The organism is Pseudoalteromonas sp. SR41-8, from assembly GCF_014163915.1.
Taxonomy (GTDB): Bacteria; Pseudomonadota; Gammaproteobacteria; order Enterobacterales; family Alteromonadaceae; genus Pseudoalteromonas; species Pseudoalteromonas rhizosphaerae.
Genome location: NZ_JACJEE010000025.1, coordinates 34,757 through 51,320 on the forward strand (window position 1 = coordinate 34,757; position 16,564 = coordinate 51,320).

Here is a 16,564-nt window from a genome sequence, read left to right on the forward strand (position 1 = left end):
AGGTGTAAAATGTTTATCGAGTTCACTGTTAAAAACTATCGTTCAATTAAAGAAGAGCAAGTCTTTAGCATGGTAAAAGCTAAAGGAGAAGAGCTAGAAGCAACTAATACCTTCATTCCTGAAGCTATTACAAATACACCATTGCTTCGCTCTGCTGTCATTTATGGCGCAAATGCGGCCGGCAAGTCTAATTTAATTCGTGCGTTAATGGATATGGAGGCGATTGTTAGGAATTCCGCTTCAAAAAGTCAAGAAGGGGACTCTTTACCCGTTACTCCATTTTTATTTGATGATTTGACACCAGATGAACCTACAGAGTTCGAAATGATTTTTATTAATGAGGGTGTAAAGTTTCAATACGGATTTTCATTAAATAGTGAAAAGTTGCTAGCAGAGTGGTTGATTGCATATCCTAAAGGCAGGGCTCAAAGGTGGTTTTCTCGTATTTTTGATAAAGACAATAATGAATATGACTACAAGTTTAGTGATTATCTATCTGGAGCTAAAAGTGTTTGGCAAAATGCAACTAGGTCAAATGCACTGTTTCTCTCTACAGCAGTCCAATTAAATAGTGAACAATTAAAACCTGCATTTAATTGGTTCAAAGACAAATTGAGACCTTCTAATGTTGGAGGCTGGGGTCCAGGTTACACAGCATCACTATGTGAAAAAGAAAAGTCAAAAAAGCAAATTTTAGATTTTTTACAGTCGGCTGATTTTAATATTCATGATATTGAGATTGAAACCGAGAAGTTCGACCCTAATACTTTACCTGAAGATTTTCCCGAAGTGTTGAAAGAAAAAATTACGAAAGAAATGAAAGGGAAGGAAGTTATTGACATTAGAACAGTTCATAAAACCAAGTCTGGGAAGTTAATTCCCTTAGACTTTTCCGAAGAGTCAGATGGTACTCAAAAATTCTTTTCCTTTGCAGGGCCATGGATTGATATTTTAGAGAAAGGTTACATTCTAATTGTCGATGAATTACACGATAACTTACATCCAAAGATGGTTAAATATTTAGTTAACTTATTTCATAGTAGTAAAACTAATCCTAAAAATGCTCAACTAATTTTCACTACACATGAAACATCAATTTTGAATCAAGATGTATTCAGGCGTGATCAAATTTGGTTCTGTGAAAAGGATAAATCACAAGCAACAACAGTATATCCGTTGACAGACTTTAGCCCTCGAAAAGATCGAGAGAATATTGAATTGGGTTATTTGTCTGGGCGATACGGGGCTTTGCCTTTCATTAAGCCTTGTAAAAGTGCTGAGGTGTAGTTATGGGATCAGATAATCTTCATCATAGAAGAAAAGCTAAAGCCACAAAGGAGCTAAAAAGAAGAAAATCGAGACGCTCTTCGTATGATAAAATATTGATAGTTTGTGAGGGAGAGAAAACAGAACCTAACTATTTTGCTGAGTTAGTGAACTATTATAAACTCAACTCTGCAAATGTAGAAATTGATGGTACATGTGGTTCAAGTCCGAAAAGCGTATTAGAAAGAGCCGAAAAACTAACTAAGCAGGAAGCTGATAAGGGTGATGGCTATGATCGAATATATTGTATTTTTGATCAAGATTCTCATGAGACATATGCAGAAACAATAAGAAAAATATCGGAAAAAAGACCTGCTAATTTATTTTATGCTGGTGTATCAGTTCCATGTTTTGAATATTGGCTATTATTACACTTTAAATATACTACAAGGCCTTATCATGCAACAGGCTCTTCTAGCGTAGCTAATGAGGTACTTCGTGAGTTAAAGGCGGTTTTTCCTGATTATTCTAAAGGTTGTGAAAATACTTTCATCACTTTGATTGACCAAATTGAGTTTGCCAAGCAGAACGCTATCCGTTCAACTGCTTCAGCAAGACAAAATTATACAGACAATCCATCAACCAATATACATGAGCTTGTTGATTATCTTCAAAATTTACAATTAGCTTGAATATAGTGGACTTCCCATAGTGCTTTTGATTTGAGCTGTAATGCAATATGTAATTTGGTAGCTTTAACAAAATTAGTCTGAAGTCTTCTCGATTCACAATAAACTGTGAATTAATGGTGTTTCATAAGCCTAACGAGATCAATTCAACAGCCCTTCTACCCATTCTAAAACTAGGCGGGAGTCTCTGGTTTGAAAGCGCTGTTTATTGGGTACGTAGTAACAAAACTTAGATTCAACTGCATGAGTGTTAAAGTCTTTAAGTAACTCGGTATTTAATAATCGTTGTACCAGTGTGGTTGAGCAAAAAACCAGTCCTGAGCCTGTCATAGCTTCTTGAATGCCAAATAGCTCTTGGTCAAATGTTTTAATACTAAATAACGCAGGATCTAAGTTGTTTTGAGTAAGCCATTGTTTAAGTGGGGGCTCACTCAGGGCGTTATTTTTCCATTTTGTGGTATACAGCGTAACAGGGCCATTTTGCCATGGGATATCGGCGGCTTTGTATGAGCCGAATACGTTAAATTGCTCGGTTTTTATAATGTCATCTGCGTTTATATTGCTCTGCTGAGCAAAGCGAATGGGTAAGGTGTGCAATTGTTTATCAACGGCTTCACTGGTTGATATATCCACCTCAAGATTAGGCAGGCGCACCGATAGCTCCTGTAATGCAGGTATTAAGCGTAGCGCGGCGAGTGACGAGGTGGTGGTGATTTTAACGGTTGCGCCTGTGGCTTGTACAACTGCTAATGCTTGGTCTATTCGGTTAAAGGCGTCGCTTGTGGCGGTACTTAAATATTCACCGGTGGGTGTTAGGGCTACCTTTCTAACTTGGCGGTAAAATAAATCCACATTTAAACGGCTTTCAAGGTTATTTATATGGTGCGAAATCGCGGTTGGCGTGATGGATAGTTCATCCGCTGCGGCTTTAAAACTGCCTAAACGCGCCGCAGCTTCAAAGGCTTTAAGCGCTTGTAGTGAAACTTGCATAAATGATATTCACAAATAATAAAATTAATTATAGATGAGTATAACTTACTTATTGCTGAGGTTAACTCGTTTGTGAAAAGCTACTGTTAGTTAGATGATTGCCTCACATTCACTACGAGGATAAATAGTATGACTACCCTACTTCACGTTGATGCAAGCGTAAGAGCCGCTAAAAACGACAACCCAGCTCATGATTCAATCTCTAAAAATATTGCTAAGTGTTTTACTGATAGCTTTGCACAACACCAAGCTATAGATGAGTATATTTATCGTGATGTAGGTGTTAATCCGCCGCCTTTTATTACCCAAGACTGGATAGGTGCGGTATTTACCCCTGACGATAAAAAGACTGCAAAACAACAACAGTTACTGGCCTTGTCAGACACATTAATCGCTGAAATTGCAGCCGCTGATATTATTGTGATTTCCTCGCCTATGTATAACTACGGTATGCCCGCACAGTTAAAGGCGTGGTTTGATCAAGTTGTGAGGATCAACAAAACCTTTGATTTTGATCTGGCCCGTGGAGACTTTCCATTACAGCCTTTACTAGGCGGTAAAACATTGGTTGTGATCACCTCAAGCGGTGAGTTTGGTTTTGAGCAAGGCGGTATACGTGAGCATATGAGCCATTTAGTGCCCCATTTACGTACTTTGAGCAAATATTTAGGCGTGAGCACAATTCATGAAATTGCTTCTGAGTATCAAGAGTTTGCCGATATTCGTCATCAGCAATCGTTAAGTAATGCTTACAGTCAAGCAACAGAACTGGCACTACAACTTACCAATATGGCTATTTAGAATAGCTAAATATTACTCGCTTTCCTGTAGTATTTTTAGCCAAGTTGTAATGGGGGTTTACAGTCTATTTTATTTTTACAAATACGAATTTTCGGTTTTTGACATAAAAAGCGCGAGAATATTAACTCTCGCGCTTAAGTTATACATTTTTTGCTTTAATTAAATATCAAAGCGGTCTGCGTTCATTACTTTCACCCATGCATTAACGAAGTCTTGTACAAAACGCTGTTTGTTATCGTCTTGCGCATAAAATTCAGCAAGTGCTCTTAAAATAGAGTTGGAGCCAAACACTAAGTCAACACGGGTAGCGGTCCATTTAGTATTACCGGAGCTGCGCTCAATAATGTTATACGTGCTTTTACTTGCCGGTTCCCAGCGATAGTTCATATCGGTTAGGTTAACAAAAAAATCATTGCTTAATGTGCCTACATTATCGGTGAATACACCATGCTGGCTGCCACTGTGGTTAGTGCCTAGTACACGCATCCCACCAAGTAGTACTGCCATTTCAGGGGCTGTTAACCCCATCAGTTGTGCTCGCTCTAAAAGTAGCTCCTCGGCTGAAACGGCATAATCTTTTTTCTGCCAGTTTCTAAAGCCATCATGAATTGGTTCTAATACATCAAACGACTCTGCATCGGTCATGTCGTCGCTCGCATCGCCGCGACCTGCTGCAAATGGTACGGTGATATCGACCCCCGCGGCTTTTGCAGCTTGTTCAACTGCAGCAGTACCGCCGAGTACAATTAAGTCCGCTAAACTCACCGGTTTGCTTAAACTTGCTTGTACTTTTTCAAGGGCCGTTAATACCTTAGCAAGTTTTTCTGGCTCGTTACCTTGCCAATCTTTTTGCGGGTTTAAGCGAATGCGTGCGCCATTGGCGCCACCGCGATGATCAGAGCCACGGTAAGTACGGGCGCTGTCCCATGCAGTGCTGATCAAGTCACTGGCGCTAATGCCTGCATTTAGCAGTTTGTCTTTAAGCTCGCTAATTTCAGCATCAGATAAGGTGTAATCGACGCTTGGGATGGGATCTTGCCAGATCAAATCTTCGCTTGGTATATCTGCACCTAAATAGCGAGATTTAGGGCCTAAGTCACGGTGAGTGAGTTTAAACCAAGCCCGTGCAAACACATCGGTGAAATAGTCAAAATCATTATAAAAACGTTCGATAATTTTGCGATAGCTTGGATCCATCTTCATTGCCATATCGGCATCGGTCATAATCGGATTTAGGCGAATTGATGGATCTTCAACATCAACAGGTTTATCTTCCTCTTTAATGTTTACCGGCTCCCACTGGTTTGCACCCGCTGGACTTTTGGTAAGCTCCCATTCGTAATTTAACAGCAGATAGCAATAACCGTTATCCCATTTAGTTGGGTGAGTTGTCCACGCACCTTCTATGCCTGATGTCATAGTATCGCGGCCTATCCCACGCGTTTTATGGTTGTTCCAACCTAGGCCTTGCTCAAATACATCTGCGGCTTCAGGCTCTGGGCTAAGATTCTCTTCGCTGCCATTGCCATGGGTTTTACCCACCGTATGCCCACCTACCGTGAGCGCTGCGGTTTCTTCGTCATCCATCGCCATTCGAGCAAAAGTTTCGCGTACTTGTGCCGCAGTTTTGAGTGGATCTGGCTGGCCGTTTACGCCTTCTGGATTAACATAAATTAACCCCATTTGCACTGCAGCTAACGGGTTTTCCATGGTGTCTGGTTTTGCTACGTTGTCGTAACGTTCATCACTTGGCGCAAGCCATTGCTTCTCCGCGCCCCAATAGACGTCTTTTTCTGGATGCCAAATATCTTCACGCCCGCCGGCAAAACCAAAGGTTTTTAAGCCCATTGATTCATAAGCCATATTGCCTGCTAAAATAATTAAATCTCCCCACGATAACTTATTACCGTATTTTTTCTTGATAGGCCAAAGTAAGCGACGTGCTTTATCAAGGTTAGCGTTATCAGGCCATGAGTTCAAAGGAGCAAAGCGTTGGTTACCTGTACCGCCACCACCACGGCCATCAGCTAAACGGTATGATCCTGCTGAGTGCCACGCCATACGGATCATCAAGCCACCATAATGACCCCAATCGGCAGGCCACCAATCTTGGCTTTGTGTCATCAGATTTTTTAAATCGGTTTTAACGGCTTCAAGATCTAATTTTTTAAATTCTTCAGCGTAATTAAAGTCATCGCCATAGGGATTAGGTTTAGTATCGTGTTGATGAAGAATGTCTAAATTTAAGGCCTTTGGCCACCAATCAGTATTGGAATTAGACGATTGTGTGTTGCTACCATGCATGATTGGGCATTTACCCGCACCTGAATTGCTCATTTTTAGCTCCTTTATCGGAATATAAAACTCGGTCTATAACTCACTGTGTTTAAAAGCTTAGTTCATAACAATTAACTTGCTACTGAATGTAATATATTGATTGATAAACCCTGTTTAAGTTCATCCTTTGTACCAATATAGAAGATTAACGATTAAAAACTAGTGCTAAATCACGATTTAAAGCGATTGCAGCTATCGATTAATCTGATGTTTATTGTTAAAAAATAGTGGCAGTAAAATGGCCACACGTATATTGAGTTATTTGATAAGCTGTCTGAATTAATTATAAAAAAGAGTTATTAATTAAAAATGGTTAATTTGAAGTGTTTAGTTTGCTTTCTTATTTTGTTTTCAACTTTTAGCAGCGTTGCTGAGCAATCGTTTGAAATCCCCAGAAGTGCGGTTATAGAGCTTACCGATCAGCAGGCAAAGCTTAGCTATCCTTTATTTATAAAGCTCCCGCGCAGTTACAGTCGAAATAAAGATAAAACATACCCTGTTGTTTACCTCCTTGATGGCTCGTATGCGTTTCAAGTGGCATCCGGGGCGACGCATTTTGCTATGAACAGTGGCGCCATGAATGAAGCAATACTCGTTGCAATTGGTTATTCGCAAGGCTCTAAAGGGTCATCAAGCCGTATTAGAGATTACACACCAAGTAAAGCAAATGATTGGCAGCTCGAAACGGGTAAGGCCGAGCAACATGCTGCTTTTATTCGTGATAATGTGTTTGCTTATATGCAAAGTAATTACCGTGTGACCTCTAACCAACGTACTTTAGTAGGTAATTCATTGGGGGGCTTATTTGCTGCTCATGTACTTTTTACCCAGCCTAATATGTTTGAAAGTTACATTATTGGTAGCCCGTCGGTGTGGTTTGATAATGAGAGCATAATATCTCAGTCGATTACTACAGCTAAGCAAGACGTTAGGGTTTACTTATCGGTAGGTAGTAAAGAAACACCTGAATTTGGCGAAGGGCAAGATATGATAACTGGAGCTAATAAGTTAGCGAGTAAAATACGTCAAGGGGATGCTAAAAATATACAGCTTGAGTTTTCTATCATTGAAGGAGCAAAGCATGCGACGGCATTTCCAACCACGCTGATCCAAGGTTTAGATTGGCTATACGCAAAACAGCGCAGATATTAATACCAATCGACTTAAATATTTAGCCTTTCTAGCGTGCTAAATAAAGCGCTAACGGCGTTATAAATTTTTCATGTAGAACAACTACATATCAAAATTTATGCCTTGTTATCACTCTATTTATCCGTCGCTATAAACTACCAATAACTTAACACGATTGGTATAAAAAAACCCACTGATAAATTAATATCAGTGGGTTTTTAATACGTTAAAACGTATTAACTAAAACAATCGTTTAGATACAAACGATGTTTTCAGCTTGTGGGCCTTTTTGACCTTGAGTAACAGTAAACTGTACACGTTGGCCTTCAGCTAGAGTTTTGAAGCCGTCACCGCTGATAGCGCTGAAATGAGCGAAAACGTCAGGACCTGACTCTTGCTCGATAAAACCAAAACCTTTTGCTTCGTTGAAAAATTTAACTGTACCAGTTGTAGTTGTAGACATAATAGATATCCTAGATATTAATAAAAGTGTGCCTAAAATCAGGCGGTTTAGCTGAAAAAACAAGTATTTAACTGAGGATAACGCGATGAATTATTACTAATAACAACGTGGTACGTACAAATAAACAGAATTTCTTTCAAACTTATAGTGCATTAACGGGTTATTACTAACCCATTAATTAAAAATTAGATGCTAACGATATTTTCAGCTTGCGGGCCTTTTTGACCTTGAGTAACAGTAAACTGTACACGTTGGCCTTCAGCTAGAGTCTTAAAGCCATCGCTTGAGATTGCGCTGAAATGAGCAAAAACGTCAGGGCCTGACTCTTGTTCAATAAAACCAAAACCTTTAGCTTCGTTAAACCATTTTACTGAACCAGTTGTTGTATTAGACATAATAGTATCCTAAGAATTAATAAAAGTGTGCCTTAATTTAGGCAATTTAACAGGAAGAAAACAAGCATTTAACTGAGGATAGCGCGAAGGATTATTACTAATAACAACGTGGTACTTACAAATAAACAGGGCTTTCTATCAACCCGATGCAGAGCAGGATAACAGTAACTTAAACCATATAACAAGCTTTATTTACTTTTCTTTTTAAATCCAAGTTAATTTTGTGAACATATATTGATTAAATAAGAAGAGTCGTAGCCATGCTTACCGTCTCTGCATTCGCTTTGTTAAAGTGATCTAGGTATGGAGTGTAGACTTATTTTTAGTGGGATTAAATTTAGTTGAATGAGATAATATTTTTAATTGGGGAAGTGCGAAATCCCACACTCCCCCCCACGAAAAAAAGGAACTCAGCGCTCATTTGAACAGCGACAGACTCCTTATTTATTCAGCAATTGCGATCGCTATTTCTACTTCAGTTGCGGTTTTATAATATTCATAGTCGCTGGTATAAGTACGAGTGTAACGACAATCATCTGAGCTAAAGTATTGCCAAATTTCACCCCATAAATCAATTATAGCGTCGGGCATTTCGCCTTCGCCACTAAAGACTAAATAACTCCCTGCGTGCGTTGTAACTGTTACTGAATCACGAAGGTTAATTGATTGCTCATCGCTACAGGCAATGACATCAAAATCACCGGTCACATCGCTCTCGTAGTTAGTGTAAACACCAAAGACTTTACTGTCTTTTGTGAGTTTTGAGGTATATTTTTCGCCAAATTTTTGCCAAAGCTCAGCTATCTTTGCTGTGCCAGTATTCATTTCATTGGCATTGCATGTTCTTACTTTTAAGCCGGTTAAGGTCTTACTTGCTAGCTGTTTTACTTCCATTGAGACTATCCTTTAGCATTAATACTCAGTATTAACTTAACAGAAAAAGCATGAAGTATTTAATAAATACGCTATAAAAAGGGTTTATTTTTTGTTGGTGACTAAACCTTTTGTTGCAACGACTCCATTTTTTTGCAAACAGTTACAGCCCAGCTTTGATCACCTCGATCACTTTACTCATTCGTTTTGCCAAAGGCCGATTACGGTGATAACACACATAAATAGATTCGCTGATCGGGTGCTGTAATGGATGGACGTTAATCAACTGTGGTTTACTAAATGCACTCACAGCATGTGCCGGTAGCACAGTAAAACCTAGACCAAGGCTGACAGGTTCAAGAATTAAATTAATTTGGTTTGAAAAACCAGAGCGCTTTATTTGATCAAGGTGTTCAAATTCCGCGTAGTTTTCGCTTAACAATAATTGCGCATGATGTTTTGCATCAGGGTGAGCAATGAAGCCAAGTTCGCATAAGTTTTGCCAGCTTGGAGTTTGGTAACCGGTTGGTGTAATTAATAATAGTGCATCTTGGCCGATTTTATGGCTGGTAACCTCGCTGAGTGTTGGGGCTTGAGTTAAAAAACCAATATCAGCATTGTGATTAGCAACGGCCTGTTCCACGCTTTCGTTTGGGGCAAAGCGATAATCAATAGTGAGTGCTTTATGTTGCCCTTGTAAATCAAGTAATTGATTATAAAACTTAAGCCCGCAACTGCCTGGTGATTGAATCTTTATATTGCCACTGTAGGGTGAGTCGTCATGCAGTTGTTGCTCTAAAAACTGCCACTCTTTTAGTAACTGGCTTCCTTTTTGATATAAGCCTTGCCCTTGTGCGGTAAGGGTAAACTGCTTGCCATGGCGTTCAAGCAATGCGCAATTAACCTGCTGCTCTAACTTTTTAATGTGTTGGCTTACGCCTGACTGGGTCATATAAAGGCGTTCTGCAGTTTGGGTAAAGTGATTTACTTCCACCAAGGTGCAAAAGGTATGTAACCATGTAGGATTTATCATTATAAAACGTACTCAAAATGATGATTAATGATAATTTTACTTAATACAGGTCGGTTCGTAAACTAACTCCATCAACTAAGCATAGTTAAACAGGAGCATTATTATGAGTCATACCTATCCACGTAGTTTTTCGCACATTGGAATTTCGGTCCCCGATGTTGAAAAAGCCGTTGAGTTTTACACCAAAGTAATGGGTTGGTACACCATTATGGAGCCGACTTTAATTACCGAAGACAAAAGCCCAATAGGCGAAATGTGTACTGAAGTATTTGGTGAACAATGGGAAAAATTTAAAATAGCGCACCTTTCAACAGGTGATCGTATTGGTGTAGAAATTTTTGAGTTTAAAAATCAAGAAAACCCAGCTGACAACTTTGAATACTGGAAAACCGGTATATTCCATTTTTGTGTTCAAGATCCAGATGTAGAAGGCCTTGCTGAGCGTATTGTTGAAGCTGGCGGTAAAAAGCGTATGGAAGCACCCCGTTACTACTACCCAGGTGAAAAACCGTATCGCATGATCTACATGGAAGACCCGTTTGGTAACATTCTCGAGATTTACAGCCACAGTTATGAGCTTATTTACAGCGCAGGTGCATACTAAATTAATTGGCATCAGTGTTAAATTGTAACAGCCGCAGCTTAGTTACTGCGGCCTCTGATACCGAAAATGCACTACTGGGTTAGTAGTGCTAAGCGTTATAACCACACATGTGATTTATTTGTTTTCTTATGCTGGCTCTTCTATGCTATTGCGAGCATTTGTGGTTAAGGCAACAAGCGCTTTTCGCACTGCTTGTGGTGTCTCGCACACGTTTTCAAAGCTAATAAAATAATTACGTTGTTGGCTTTGAATATAAAACCCCTGTGGCAGTATGCCACTCATAACCGGTGCATTATCTGATACGCAATAATGCTGAGCTAATATTAGAGCCATTGCATTTTGATGATCTTCATTCATGTGGGTGATCATGCTTTGTTCTTGATCTTCGTCCCAGCTTTTAGCAGCGCTTTGCCACTCATCTTTTTCAAGCCAAAATATTTTCCCAAAGCCGCCAATAAAGCGAACTCGCACAACATCTAATTGCCATAATTTAAAGTCGTGGGCGTTCCGATAACTGTCAGCTTCTGGGTATAACGCTATGTATTTGTTAAGCAGTATTTCGGCCTGAGGGCCTGCAACTTCACAACCATCGCCCACCAATGTGACTCGGCCATGCTCGTTTTGGTCGCCACGGTCAGCGGCATCAAAAATAGTTAAGCTCATTCGAGAATCGTGCTTTAAGTTTTTAGTGTGTTGGGCTATATCGCTAATAAAAAAGTAGATGCGGCCTTGCTCATCACACATATAAGGGGTTACCGAACCAAACGGATAACCTCTTAAGTTGTAAGAAATAGTCGACATAACACCAGCATGGGTTTTAAAAACCAGCTTTTGTGCATCGCTTAATGCTTGCTCTCTCATGAAAACTCCTGACGTTGAGAAAAAACCATGGGTGCATTGTTATATGGATGAGAATTAACATGCAGTTTCATGGCGTACATTTGTTGTAAATTAGATTCTGTAAGTACTGTGTTTATTGGCCCGCTATCGAGTACTTTTTGATCGTGTAATAAAATAGCGTCGGTTGCGTAAAGGCTGGCCAAATTTAAATCGTGAATAGCTATAATGGCACTGTTACCCTGCTCTACAAATGCTTTAACACAACTCAATAGAGCATGTTGATGGCGCATATCTAGTGCTGATGTAGGTTCATCAAGCAGCATCAATTTAGGCTTGGTATGAGTAGAAAAAGCATCTAATTGAGCCAAATTACGCGCCATATGAACGCGCTGTTGCTCACCGCCTGAAAGCTTACTGACACGGCGGGATAAGTACTGGGTTAAGTCCATGAGTGCGGCATACTTGTGGACTTTTTCAGCTTGCATTTTAAGAGACTCGGCATAGGGGTAGCGTCCCATTGCAATGAGCTCAAATACACTAAAATCAAAGCCAACAAGATTGCTTTGCATCATTACTGCTCGTTGAGTGGCTAAGTGTGCTTGAGACAATGTACTCAGAGGATAATTGTTAAACCGTACTTCGCCTTTAAAGTCATAATGCCCGGCTAAAGCATGCAGCAGTGTTGATTTTCCTGCGCCATTTTCGCCTATCAGTGCTACTAGTTGAGCTTTTGCAATGTGCCCACTTATGTTTTTTAAAACACTGTGATTGCCAAAACCAACACTTAGGTTATTAAAAGTAATCATCATTACCCTCGCTTAGTTTTAATGATCAGATAAATAAACAAAGGTGCGCCAAGTAGCGCGGTAATAATACCAATGGGTAACTCTGCAGGCATAACAACTAAACGTGCTAACCAGTCAGAAAGCAGCAGCACAACAACGCCTAATAACATGCACAGCGGTAACATTTTACGTAAATGCGGGCCAACCATTAAACGGGCAATGTGTGGCACAACTAAGCCAACAAAACCTATCAAGCCAGTAAGGGCTACAACGGCACCAACACCTAATGCCACGAGTATAATTACATACAGTTTAAGCTTGTCTGTGTTGACACCTAAATACTGTGCTTGAGACTCGCCAATCAATAGTAAGTTCATCGGTTCTTTGAGTCGCCACAGACCAAGAATACTCAGTAGCAATAATGGTGTTGCTTGAGTTATGGCATCCCAATTGGCACCACCTAATGAGCCCATCGTCCAGTAGTTAATTAATCTAAGCGCACTATCGTCAGCGAAATAGCTTAATAAGCCAATAACAGCAAAGGATAAAGAATTGATCGCAACCCCCACTAAAATTAGTGTGGTTATATTGACCTGCCTATGCTGCTTAGCAATTAAATACACTAAAGAGGTCACTAACAATGCTCCTAAAAATGCGGCATAAGGTAAATAGTATTGAGCATTAAAATTAAACTGGGCGCTAAATGCTATAAAGGCGACCGCGACCATGGCTGCGCCTGCGCTAATACCAATAATTGATGGATCAGCCAAAGGATTACGACACAAAGCTTGCGTTGCAGCGCCAGTTTGGGCAAGCACTAAGCCAACCAATACAGCTAGTACAAATCGAGGTAGACGTATTTGCGTGACCACATTGATTTGCAGCGCATCAAATTGATTAAAATACTCTGGGGCAATCCATGCGATGGCTAAACGCCAATCCCAGCCTGCGGGGCCATATCCTATGCTCAGTAGTGCTAGAGCAAAAATACACACAGTAATTAGCAGCATCCACTTTTGGTTTGCAGTTATAGAAACTGGCTTAAAACGGCTCAAAGTTAATGTGTTCATAAGGTAGCTTTATAGTCGCTTAATTCTTTAATACCCGTGGCTATGCGCGGCGACATTCCCAGTGATAGCAGGCTATCCATCACCAATAATCGGCACTGCTTTGCAGCTGTTAATAAGCGCAGTGTTGGTTGATTACAAAAAGCCTCTTTACCGCCAAGGCTATAAACAACATGGGCTGGTGCGATTAAAAAATCGGGCTGTTTTACGGCAAGTACTTCGTTATTTATTACTTTAAAACCTTTGTGCGTAGCGCCTAAATTAGTGACTCCAGCATAATCAAGTAATAAGTCAGCAACCGTGTCAGTGCCCGCAGCAACAAGCCCGCGCTCATTAGCTGAGAGTAAAAATAAAGCGCTGTGTGTTTCGGTGTTCGCTTTTGGAGGTAATGAATTTTTTATTTGGGCTACGAGGGCTTGGGCTTTGTCTTTCGCATTTAAGTCTTTACCAAGGCGTTTAACAAGATTTAGTAAGTCATTAATTGAGTTGGGTTTTTTATAGTGGATAAGCTCTACACCAGTGGCTTCTATTTGTGCAAGCGCTTGTGCTCGTCCTGCTCCTTCAAGTGCTAAGAGTTTAGTTGGGCGCACCGAAAGTACACCTTCTGCGGCTAAATCACGGTAATAACCAATTTGATCGAGCTGTGTCGCTTGTTTTGGATATAGGCTCGATTGATCCACCGCGACAAGGGTATCTTGCTTATCTAAGGCAAAAATAATTTCAGTTAATGTACCGCCAGCACTCACTATACGCTCCTGCGCGCTTAGGGGGGGAACAGTCAATAAAATCAATATAAAAAGGTATCTCATAAAAAAACTCCAATTATTATTTTCGATTATTATACTCAACTAAATGCAAATGAAAATGATTATCATAATAATTGATCTTGTTTTTAGTTAGTTGTAACATCCCTCCCCTATTAAATAACAACAATTATCATTTGGAGTTAATGTGAATTTTCCTTCTTTTCAACTTACTGCTTTAGCAACGTTACTACTTGGTTCGGGCTCTGCCATTGCCGAGGAGATAATTGGTGAGCATATTGTTGTCAGCGGTTCTCGGTTTGAACAAAAACTTGAAGACGTAACAGGCTCTGTAACTGTGATTACAGAGCAATACATAGAACGTAAATTGGCTGTTGATTTACAAACAATGTTTCGTTATGACCCCAGTATATCAAGCACGGGCAGTGGCTCTGCGGCTCAAACGCTTTCAATTAGAGGAGTCGGTGGTAACCGCGTGGTGTTTATTAAAGATGGCCGTCGAACTAACGATGGTTATGCTGGCGGAGACGGCTATTTGGTTGGTCGTAGCTATTTTGATGTCGCTGGGATAAAGCAAGTTGAAGTCGCCAAGGGAGCCGCGTCTTCATTGTATGGTTCAGATGCACTGGGTGGTATTGTGGTTATCACCACTAAAGATCCGAGCGATTATTTATTAAACGAAAATAGTTTTGCTCAAGTGGCGCTTGGATATCAAGGTCAGAGTAATCAAATGTCGGTAGATATTACTGCGGCTAAAGATTTGGGAGATTTAGGTGTTAGTGCCGTTTATAGCCACCGAGATAGCGAAGAAGTACAAAACTTTACTGAAAACCTACCTGGTTATGATGCTAAATCAGATTCGTTATTGGTTAAACTAGAGCAGCAACTTGATGAAAAGCGCACGTTAAAATACACCTTAGATTATTTTAATCAAACTACTGAACAAGTAATCACCAAAGCGAGCCAAGAAACTAAAGACGAAAATACTAATTGGTCGCTAGCGCTGGATTACGACTCAAAAGCGGCCACAGCAGCGTTTGATCAATGGCATTGGCAAGTATCGTTTAGTCGTTATGAGCAGCAAAGTGATCAAATTAGTGCTACAGCAGCGCATACCGATTACAACGACTATGGCTTTGAACAAGATATTTTAGGGTTAAGGGCTGTATTTAATAAAAAAATAGCCTTACAAGATGCGACCCACAACTTTGTTTATGGTGCTGACGTAGATATATACGATACAACACGTCCACGTTATAAAACACGCTTATTGGCTGATGGAACAGTCGATTTTACAGATCAAAAACAAAAAGCTTTTCCTGGCGCTGATACCTCTTTAGTGGGCGTTTTTATGCAAGACAATATTAAATTTGCAAATAGCGCGTGGTCTTTGATTGCAGGTGTACGCTTTGATTATTATTCATTAGCAGCTAAAGATGATGAGCTTTATAGCGATGCTGAGCTTGATGACATTACCGAATCTGCGTTTTCACCAAAACTTGGGATGATTTATCAAGTTAATGATAATTTATCTTGGTATGGGCAATATGTACGTGGTTTTAAAATTCCCCCGCATGATCAAGCGTATCAAAGCCATGGTGTTGAACCATTTTATCAAATATTACCAAACGCAGATTTAGCACCCGAAAGCAGCGACTCATATGAGCTTGGCATGCGCTTTTCTGGTAATGATATCAACGTTACTTTAAGCGCATTTTACGCCGCTTATGATGACTTTATTGATGTTGCAATTGCAGCTGTTGAGCCAACGTTCATACCGAATGTAAATAAAACTTTTTACCAATACCAAAATATTAGTGAAACACAGATCAGCGGTGTTGAAGCGAGCTTGTTGATGCATGTAAGCGATAATGTTTTAGTTGAGGCAAATATTGCATATGTTGAAGGCGAAAACAAAGAAACAGACGAGCCGTTAACCAGTATCAGTCCATTAAACGGTTCAATACAATTAACAACAGCACTTGGCGATATTGATTGGACCGCAGCATGGCGCTTTGCTAAATCACAGTCTGATGTAGTGCGAGATGCAAGTGGTGATAAAACAACGCAAGGATATGGTTACGGTATTGTGGATTTATACGCAAGTTATGAATGGCAAACATGGCAGCTAAATATTGGTGTAATTAACCTGCTAGATAAAAAATATGTACCCTTTGAACTGATTGCAGGGCAATCTCAGGGGGCTGATTTTAGCCAATATACCCAGCCCGGGCGTAACTTTTCTGCCCGCGTAAGTTATCAGTTTTAAAAGGTAATCAACGCTGCGCTTAAGTGCAGCGTTTTAACCTTACTGCTTTTTTACTTATTCATTGAGCCTTTGCCTAGATGATATAAAAGAGTCGTGATTTTAAAGTTAATAAAGGCTGTAAAGGGGGTTAACAGTTACTAAACAACATGCATCATATTTGCGCATTAATACTTTTGCAGGCTAGTGAAATTAATCCCTATTCTCTGATGGCTGACTTTATGTTGCCCCATAACTAAAGTGAGACTGTCTTGGTTTAT

At 40.0% G+C, this 16,564-nt stretch carries 16 protein-coding genes; 6 read left to right on the top strand and 10 right to left on the bottom strand.

The window, feature by feature from the left end:
• Positions 1-9 precede the first annotated feature (9 nt).
• Both H5162_RS15505 and H5162_RS15510 read left to right on the top strand, forming a co-directional pair.
• Positions 10-1,287, top strand: a complete 1,278-nt coding sequence (locus H5162_RS15505) for an ATP/GTP-binding protein (protein ID WP_182778933.1) — start codon at positions 10-12, stop codon at positions 1,285-1,287.
• 2 nt (positions 1,288-1,289) lie between these two features.
• Positions 1,290-1,958: an RloB family protein gene (locus tag H5162_RS15510; protein ID WP_182778935.1), complete on the top strand. Its 669-nt coding sequence runs from the start codon at positions 1,290-1,292 to the stop codon at positions 1,956-1,958.
• A gap of 138 nt (positions 1,959-2,096) precedes the next feature.
• Here the strand turns inward: H5162_RS15510 and H5162_RS15515 are convergent, their stop codons facing one another.
• Positions 2,097-2,945, bottom strand: a complete 849-nt coding sequence (locus H5162_RS15515; RefSeq protein ID WP_182778937.1) for a LysR family transcriptional regulator — start codon at positions 2,943-2,945, stop codon at positions 2,097-2,099.
• A gap of 129 nt (positions 2,946-3,074) precedes the next feature.
• On the opposite strand from H5162_RS15515, the gene H5162_RS15520 reads away from it, so the two are divergent.
• Complete coding sequence (locus H5162_RS15520; protein WP_182778939.1) at positions 3,075-3,746, top strand: FMN-dependent NADH-azoreductase; 672 nt, start codon at positions 3,075-3,077, stop codon at positions 3,744-3,746.
• Positions 3,747-3,905: 159 nt separating this feature from the next.
• Here the strand turns inward: H5162_RS15520 and katG are convergent, their stop codons facing one another.
• Positions 3,906-6,083, bottom strand: a complete 2,178-nt coding sequence (gene katG / locus H5162_RS15525; protein ID WP_182778941.1) for a catalase/peroxidase HPI — start codon at positions 6,081-6,083, stop codon at positions 3,906-3,908.
• Between the two features lie 345 nt (positions 6,084-6,428).
• Between katG and H5162_RS15530 the strand changes: the two genes are divergently transcribed.
• Complete coding sequence (locus H5162_RS15530) at positions 6,429-7,235, top strand: alpha/beta hydrolase (protein WP_259398262.1); 807 nt, start codon at positions 6,429-6,431, stop codon at positions 7,233-7,235.
• Between the two features lie 232 nt (positions 7,236-7,467).
• On the opposite strand, the gene H5162_RS15535 is transcribed toward H5162_RS15530, so the two are convergent.
• The 4 genes from H5162_RS15535 to H5162_RS15550 all read right to left on the bottom strand — a co-directional run bounded on the left by H5162_RS15535 (position 7,468) and on the right by H5162_RS15550 (position 9,978).
• Complete coding sequence (locus H5162_RS15535; RefSeq protein WP_016706518.1) at positions 7,468-7,677, bottom strand: cold-shock protein; 210 nt, start codon at positions 7,675-7,677, stop codon at positions 7,468-7,470.
• Between the two features lie 185 nt (positions 7,678-7,862).
• A complete protein-coding gene (locus H5162_RS15540; RefSeq protein WP_145238950.1) occupies positions 7,863-8,072 on the bottom strand; it encodes a cold-shock protein in 210 nt (69 codons plus the stop codon).
• A 444-nt stretch (positions 8,073-8,516) separates the two neighbouring features.
• The gene (locus tag H5162_RS15545; protein WP_145238947.1) at positions 8,517-8,966 is read right to left on the bottom strand and encodes a GyrI-like domain-containing protein; all 450 of its coding nucleotides are present in this window, start codon (positions 8,964-8,966) and stop codon (positions 8,517-8,519) included.
• A 142-nt stretch (positions 8,967-9,108) separates the two neighbouring features.
• Entirely contained in the window at positions 9,109-9,978 is an 870-nt protein-coding gene (locus H5162_RS15550; RefSeq protein ID WP_182778943.1) for a LysR family transcriptional regulator, read from the bottom strand.
• A gap of 103 nt (positions 9,979-10,081) precedes the next feature.
• Between H5162_RS15550 and H5162_RS15555 the strand changes: the two genes are divergently transcribed.
• Positions 10,082-10,582 (top strand): lactoylglutathione lyase family protein, encoded by a 501-nt coding sequence (locus H5162_RS15555; protein ID WP_149980329.1) that lies wholly within the window; start codon positions 10,082-10,084, stop codon positions 10,580-10,582.
• A 126-nt stretch (positions 10,583-10,708) separates the two neighbouring features.
• On the opposite strand, the gene H5162_RS15560 is transcribed toward H5162_RS15555, so the two are convergent.
• The 4 genes from H5162_RS15560 to H5162_RS15575 are packed head-to-tail and all read right to left on the bottom strand — an operon-like array spanning position 10,709 to position 14,083.
• Positions 10,709-11,443: a HugZ family protein gene (locus H5162_RS15560; RefSeq protein WP_182717315.1), complete on the bottom strand. Its 735-nt coding sequence runs from the start codon at positions 11,441-11,443 to the stop codon at positions 10,709-10,711.
• A complete protein-coding gene (locus H5162_RS15565) occupies positions 11,440-12,231 on the bottom strand; it encodes a heme ABC transporter ATP-binding protein (protein WP_259398263.1) in 792 nt (263 codons plus the stop codon). The genes H5162_RS15560 and H5162_RS15565 overlap by 4 nt, the downstream gene beginning before the upstream one ends.
• Positions 12,231-13,277, bottom strand: coding sequence for an iron ABC transporter permease (locus H5162_RS15570; protein WP_145238934.1), 1,047 nt, complete (start codon positions 13,275-13,277; stop codon positions 12,231-12,233). Before H5162_RS15570 ends, H5162_RS15565 begins: the two co-directional genes overlap by 1 nt.
• Entirely contained in the window at positions 13,274-14,083 is an 810-nt protein-coding gene (locus H5162_RS15575) for a hemin ABC transporter substrate-binding protein (RefSeq protein ID WP_182778945.1), read from the bottom strand. Before H5162_RS15575 ends, H5162_RS15570 begins: the two co-directional genes overlap by 4 nt.
• 142 nt (positions 14,084-14,225) lie before the next feature.
• On the opposite strand from H5162_RS15575, the gene H5162_RS15580 reads away from it, so the two are divergent.
• Positions 14,226-16,307: a TonB-dependent hemoglobin/transferrin/lactoferrin family receptor gene (locus H5162_RS15580; protein ID WP_182778947.1), complete on the top strand. Its 2,082-nt coding sequence runs from the start codon at positions 14,226-14,228 to the stop codon at positions 16,305-16,307.
• The last annotated feature ends 257 nt before the right edge of the window (positions 16,308-16,564 follow it).

What these genes read in the sequence shown, in the direction of transcription:
- H5162_RS15505 (WP_182778933.1), top strand. Translation starts at nt 10, where the DNA reads ATGTTTATCGAGTTCACTGTTAAAAACTATCGTTCAATTAAAGAAGAG.
- H5162_RS15510 (WP_182778935.1), top strand. Translation starts at nt 1,290, where the DNA reads ATGGGATCAGATAATCTTCATCATAGAAGAAAAGCTAAAGCCACAAAG.
- H5162_RS15515 (WP_182778937.1), bottom strand. Translation starts at nt 2,945, where the DNA reads ATGCAAGTTTCACTACAAGCGCTTAAAGCCTTTGAAGCTGCGGCGCGT.
- H5162_RS15520 (WP_182778939.1), top strand. Translation starts at nt 3,075, where the DNA reads ATGACTACCCTACTTCACGTTGATGCAAGCGTAAGAGCCGCTAAAAAC.
- katG (WP_182778941.1), bottom strand. Translation starts at nt 6,083, where the DNA reads ATGAGCAATTCAGGTGCGGGTAAATGCCCAATCATGCATGGTAGCAAC.
- H5162_RS15535 (WP_016706518.1), bottom strand. Translation starts at nt 7,677, where the DNA reads ATGTCTACAACTACAACTGGTACAGTTAAATTTTTCAACGAAGCAAAA.
- H5162_RS15540 (WP_145238950.1), bottom strand. Translation starts at nt 8,072, where the DNA reads ATGTCTAATACAACAACTGGTTCAGTAAAATGGTTTAACGAAGCTAAA.
- H5162_RS15545 (WP_145238947.1), bottom strand. Translation starts at nt 8,966, where the DNA reads ATGGAAGTAAAACAGCTAGCAAGTAAGACCTTAACCGGCTTAAAAGTA.
- H5162_RS15550 (WP_182778943.1), bottom strand. Translation starts at nt 9,978, where the DNA reads ATGATAAATCCTACATGGTTACATACCTTTTGCACCTTGGTGGAAGTA.
- H5162_RS15555 (WP_149980329.1), top strand. Translation starts at nt 10,082, where the DNA reads ATGAGTCATACCTATCCACGTAGTTTTTCGCACATTGGAATTTCGGTC.
- H5162_RS15560 (WP_182717315.1), bottom strand. Translation starts at nt 11,443, where the DNA reads ATGAGAGAGCAAGCATTAAGCGATGCACAAAAGCTGGTTTTTAAAACC.
- H5162_RS15565 (WP_259398263.1), bottom strand. Translation starts at nt 12,231, where the DNA reads ATGATGATTACTTTTAATAACCTAAGTGTTGGTTTTGGCAATCACAGT.
- H5162_RS15570 (WP_145238934.1), bottom strand. Translation starts at nt 13,277, where the DNA reads ATGAACACATTAACTTTGAGCCGTTTTAAGCCAGTTTCTATAACTGCA.
- H5162_RS15575 (WP_182778945.1), bottom strand. Translation starts at nt 14,083, where the DNA reads ATGAGATACCTTTTTATATTGATTTTATTGACTGTTCCCCCCCTAAGC.